The organism is Bradyrhizobium sp. (assembly GCF_035273305.1).
In the GTDB taxonomy this organism is placed as follows: domain Bacteria; phylum Pseudomonadota; class Alphaproteobacteria; order Rhizobiales; family Xanthobacteraceae; genus Bradyrhizobium.
Genome location: NZ_DATEPI010000339.1, coordinates 1 through 4,175 on the forward strand (window position 1 = coordinate 1; position 4,175 = coordinate 4,175).

A 4,175-nucleotide genomic window follows, 5' to 3' on the forward strand; every position below is an offset into this window, starting at 1 on the left:
GAGGGCCTCGCCAACCAGTTCAACGACATGGGCGCGCGGCTGCAGGAATCCTATGCCGACCTGGAGAATAAAGTCGAGCAGCGCACCGCCGAACTCAGCGAGACGCTCGAGCAGCAAACCGCTACGTCGGAGGTATTGCAGGTCATCAGTTCGTCACCGGGTGAACTGAAGCCGGTTTTCCAGAAGATGCTCGAGAACGCCACACGCGTTTGTGGCGCAAACTTCGGCGTAATGAACCTCTGGGACGGCGAAACCTTCAATATTGGTGCTGACTACAACGTGCCGCCGGCATTCGCGGATTACCGGCAGCGGGCCTCCATTCATCCGCATCCGGAGAGTGGTCTTGCCTCGGTCGTGAGAACTCATCAAGTCGCACATATCCATGATGTGCGGGAGGGTGCAGCATACCGCGCGGGAGACCCGACAGTGGTTGGGATTGCAGATGTCGCCGGCGCCCGAACGATCCTGATCGTCCCGATGTTGAAAGAGGACGAGCTGATCGGCACGATGACAATATACCGCCAAGAAGTTCGTCCGTTCACCGACAAGCAGATTGCTTTGGTCGAAAATTTCACCAATCAGGCTGTGATCGCCATCGAAAATACCCGGCTGCTCCGCGAGTTACGCGAAAAAACCAAAGATTTGAGCGATTCACTCGAAGATCTCCGCACCGCGCAGGATCGACTGGTCCAGACGGAGAAGCTTGCATCGCTTGGCCAGCTCACCGCCGGCATCGCTCACGAGATCAAAAATCCACTCAATTTCGTCAACAATTTTTCGGCGGTCTCTGCGGAATTGATTGGAGAGTTGCAGGATGTGCTTACGCCAGCCACGCTGGACCCCAAGACCCGGGAGGAAATCGACGAACTTACGCTGATGCTGAAGGGTAATCTCGAAAAGGTCGTGCAGCATGGCAGGCGTGCTGATTCGATCGTCAAGAACATGCTGTTGCACTCGCGCGAGGGATCGGGCGAGCATCGGCCCGCCGATATAAATGCGATCGTTGAGGAGAGCCTCAATCTCGCCTACCACGGCGCACGTGCGGAGAAATCCGGCTTCAATATCACGTTGAACCGCGACCTCGATCCCGAAGCGGGCATGATCGACCTGTACCCTCAGGAAATCACACGGGTGTTTCTTAACCTGATTTCCAATGGCTTCTATGCCGCCACAAAGCGCAAGGAGGCCGGCGAACCGGCTTTCGAGCCGACGCTAAGCGCGAGCACCAAGAGCCTCGGCAACAAGGTTGAGATCCGCATACGCGATAACGGCACTGGAATCCCGCGGGAAATCAAGGAAAAGATGTTCAATCCATTTTTTACGACCAAACCGGCCGGCGAGGGTACCGGCCTCGGCCTGTCGATGAGCCACGACATCGTCGTGAAACAACACGGTGGCAAGATCGACGTCGATACCAAGCCGGGTGCATTTACGGAGTTCATTGTTACGCTGCCCCGAAAGGGAGCGGCCCGGCCACAGCCTGGAGGCACAAATTGAGCGTCTACATTCTCGTCGTCGATGACGAGCCCGACGTGGAACCGCTGTTTCGTCAGCAATTCCGGCGCGATTTGCGGACCGGGCGTTTCCTGATGGAGTTTGCTCCGTCCGCGCCGGCGGCGCTGGCGCGCGCCTCCGATGTCGCCGATCCTCCGTTGATCCTGATTTTATCTGATATCAATATGCCCGGCATGAGCGGGCTCGAAATGCTGCCGAAGGTGCGGGCCAACCGGCCCGAGGTCCCGGTTATCATGATCACCGCTTATGGCGATCCGGAAACCCGCCGCCAGGCAATCGAGCGGGGCGCGGTCGGCCTGTTGACCAAGCCGATCGATTTCGCGCTGCTTCGCCATGAAATCGATACGAGGCTTGGGCAAGCTGCATGAGCGCAACGATCCTGGTCGTCGATGATGAGCCCGATCTGGAGGCTCTGGTACTGCAGAAATTTCGCCGGCAAATTCGTGACGGCGCGGTCCAGTTCGTGTTTGCTCGTGACGGGATCGAGGCGCTGCAATCGATCGAGCAAAATCCCGGCGTCGACATGGTCGTGTCTGACATCAACATGCCCCGGATGGACGGACTGTCGCTACTGCAGAAGCTGCAGGAAGCCGAGGATAAGAAGTCCACTATCATCGTCTCCGCCTATGGCGATATGAGTAACATCCGCACCGCGATGAATCGAGGCGCTTTCGATTTTCTTACCAAGCCGATCGACTTCAGCGATCTCGAAATGACTATCGAAAAGACCATCCGGCACGTCGAAATGATTCGCGAGACGCGTCGCCGTCAGGCCGAAGCGGAGCGCGCGCACGCATCGCTGTCGCGGTATTTTTCGCCGCAGATCGCCTTGAGGCTCGCCTCCAACAGCGACGCCAACGGTATGGAAGTGCACCGGCGCGAGGTCGCGACCATCTTCACCGATATCACCAGTTTCACCTCGCTGGTCGAAACCGCGGCGCCTGAGGTGCTGGGCATGCTGCTCAATGAATATGTGGGCGGCATGACCGACGTGGTGTTCGCTCATGAAGGCACCGTCGCCAAGATCATCGGTGACGCGATTCAGATTCTTTTCAACGCGCCGGGAGACCAGCCGGACTACGCAACGCGCGCGGTTGCCTGCGCACAGGAGCTCGACAAGTGGGCCGAGGCATTTCGGGAGCGTTGGAGAGCCAAGCAGGTTGATTTCGGGGTAACCCGCATCGGCGTTCACCTCGGACCCGCGCTGGTCGGCAATTTTGGCGGCAGTCGCTTCTTCGATTACACCGCCTACGGCGACACCATCAACACCGCGGCGCGGCTTGAGTGGGCCAACAAAATTCTGGGCACGCGGATCTGCGTGAGCGCTGCGGTGGCCGAAGCCGCCGATAATTTCAAGGGCCGGCCGGTGGGCGACCTGGTGCTGCGTGGCCGTACCGAGCCGCTCCGCGCTTATGAGCCGCTGTGTCCGGAAGCATTCGACGAACCGGCAAAGAGGCAATATACCGATGCGTTCGCGAAGCTCGAAGCCGGTGACGCGGGGGCGATGCCGGCGTTCGCCGCGCTGGTCGGATTGCACGCGGAGGACCCGCTGGCCGGCTTTCACCTGAGAAGGCTGCTCAATGGCGCCAAGGGCGTTCGCATGCAGCTTGAATAACTATCACTAGAGGAATGCCCTGACATGACCCGCGATTTTCCAGCCGGTAACTACAAGTTCATCCCGGCGGTTTTTCAGTATTCAAGTGGCGCCGCCGCAGATTCCGGCTTCGAAATCGAGCGCGTGCGATTTGACCGGCTGGTCCCGCTGGCGCAGGGATTTGCGCGCGCCGCTGAGTATATTCAGGCAGCGGGGCGGCCGCTGACCTCGTTTTGCGCCTGCGAGTTGCGCTCGCCCGCGGCGTTCACCGACGCCGGCTTTCGAGTCTTCAACGAGCATTACGTCAAGACACTGGCGCAATGGGGCCTATTCGACGGCGTCACCAATCCGGTAGCGCGCAGCAATGTGTGCCCGGAGATCGAGCCGCCCGCCGAACCATCTTTCTACGCGTTTTCGTTCACGCGCCCGAGCCAGGCTAGCGCACCGTCATTCGTGATCGCGGGCGGCGCCGAATCCCGCGAAGGCGGGGCGAGCTATGCCGAGCGAACCGTACGCTACCGCGACCTCAGTCCCGAAGGTATCAAGGACAAGGTCCGCTTCACAACGGGCGAAATGGAAAACCGCCTCGGCGCGTTCGGATTCGGTTGGAAGGATACGACGACTGTCCAGGCCTACACGGTGCATGATTTTCATCCGGTGCTGGCTGACGAGCTGGTCCGGCGGGGGGCGACGCGCTCCGGCCTGACGTGGCATTTTGCCCGTCCGCCCGTGATCGATCTGGAATATGAGATGGATTGCCGGCGCGTGCTGCGCGAGACGGTGATCTGATTGCTGATGGTCAGCGCTCGCGCGGATCTAGCGCGTCGTGCATTCCATCGCCCACGAGATTGAACGACAGCACCACCAGGAAAATCGCAAGTCCCGGCCAAACCGCCATCCACGGAGCGTTGCTCAGGAAACGTTGCGCCGCGTTCAGCATGCTGCCCCAGGATGGCTCGGGCGGCTGCTGGCCGAGCCCGAGGAACGACAGCGCTGCCTCGGCGATGATCGCAGCCGCGATCGACAAGGTCGCCTGTACGAGCAGCGCAGGCATGATGTTCGGCAG

The 4,175-nt window shown here is 60.0% G+C and carries 5 protein-coding genes; 4 read left to right on the top strand and 1 reads right to left on the bottom strand.

The genetic code is table 11. The features are described from left to right. The 4 genes from VJV58_RS21960 to cnbZ form a co-directional block, all read left to right on the top strand. A partial coding sequence (locus tag VJV58_RS21960; protein ID WP_324139474.1) for a sensor histidine kinase occupies positions 1 to 1,497 on the top strand: 1,497 nt, incomplete at its 5' end. After that, on the top strand, positions 1,494 to 1,883 hold the full coding sequence (locus tag VJV58_RS21965; RefSeq protein ID WP_324139475.1) for a response regulator: 390 nt from the start codon (positions 1,494 to 1,496) through the stop codon (positions 1,881 to 1,883). The genes VJV58_RS21960 and VJV58_RS21965, both read left to right, overlap by 4 nt. After that, entirely contained in the window at positions 1,880 to 3,130 is a 1,251-nt protein-coding gene (locus tag VJV58_RS21970) for a response regulator (protein ID WP_324139476.1), read from the top strand. The genes VJV58_RS21965 and VJV58_RS21970 overlap by 4 nt, the downstream gene beginning before the upstream one ends. 24 nt (positions 3,131 to 3,154) lie before the next feature. Next, complete coding sequence (gene cnbZ / locus VJV58_RS21975; RefSeq protein ID WP_324139477.1) at positions 3,155 to 3,898, top strand: 2-amino-5-chloromuconate deaminase CnbZ; 744 nt, start codon at positions 3,155 to 3,157, stop codon at positions 3,896 to 3,898. 10 nt (positions 3,899 to 3,908) lie between these two features. On the opposite strand, the gene VJV58_RS21980 is transcribed toward cnbZ, so the two are convergent. Then, positions 3,909 to 4,175, bottom strand: a 267-nt coding sequence (locus VJV58_RS21980; RefSeq protein WP_324139478.1) for an ABC transporter permease, incomplete at its 5' end; no start/stop codon positions are given.

What these genes read in the sequence shown, in the direction of transcription:
- cnbZ (WP_324139477.1), top strand. Translation starts at nt 3,155, where the DNA reads ATGACCCGCGATTTTCCAGCCGGTAACTACAAGTTCATCCCGGCGGTT.
- VJV58_RS21970 (WP_324139476.1), top strand. Translation starts at nt 1,880, where the DNA reads ATGAGCGCAACGATCCTGGTCGTCGATGATGAGCCCGATCTGGAGGCT.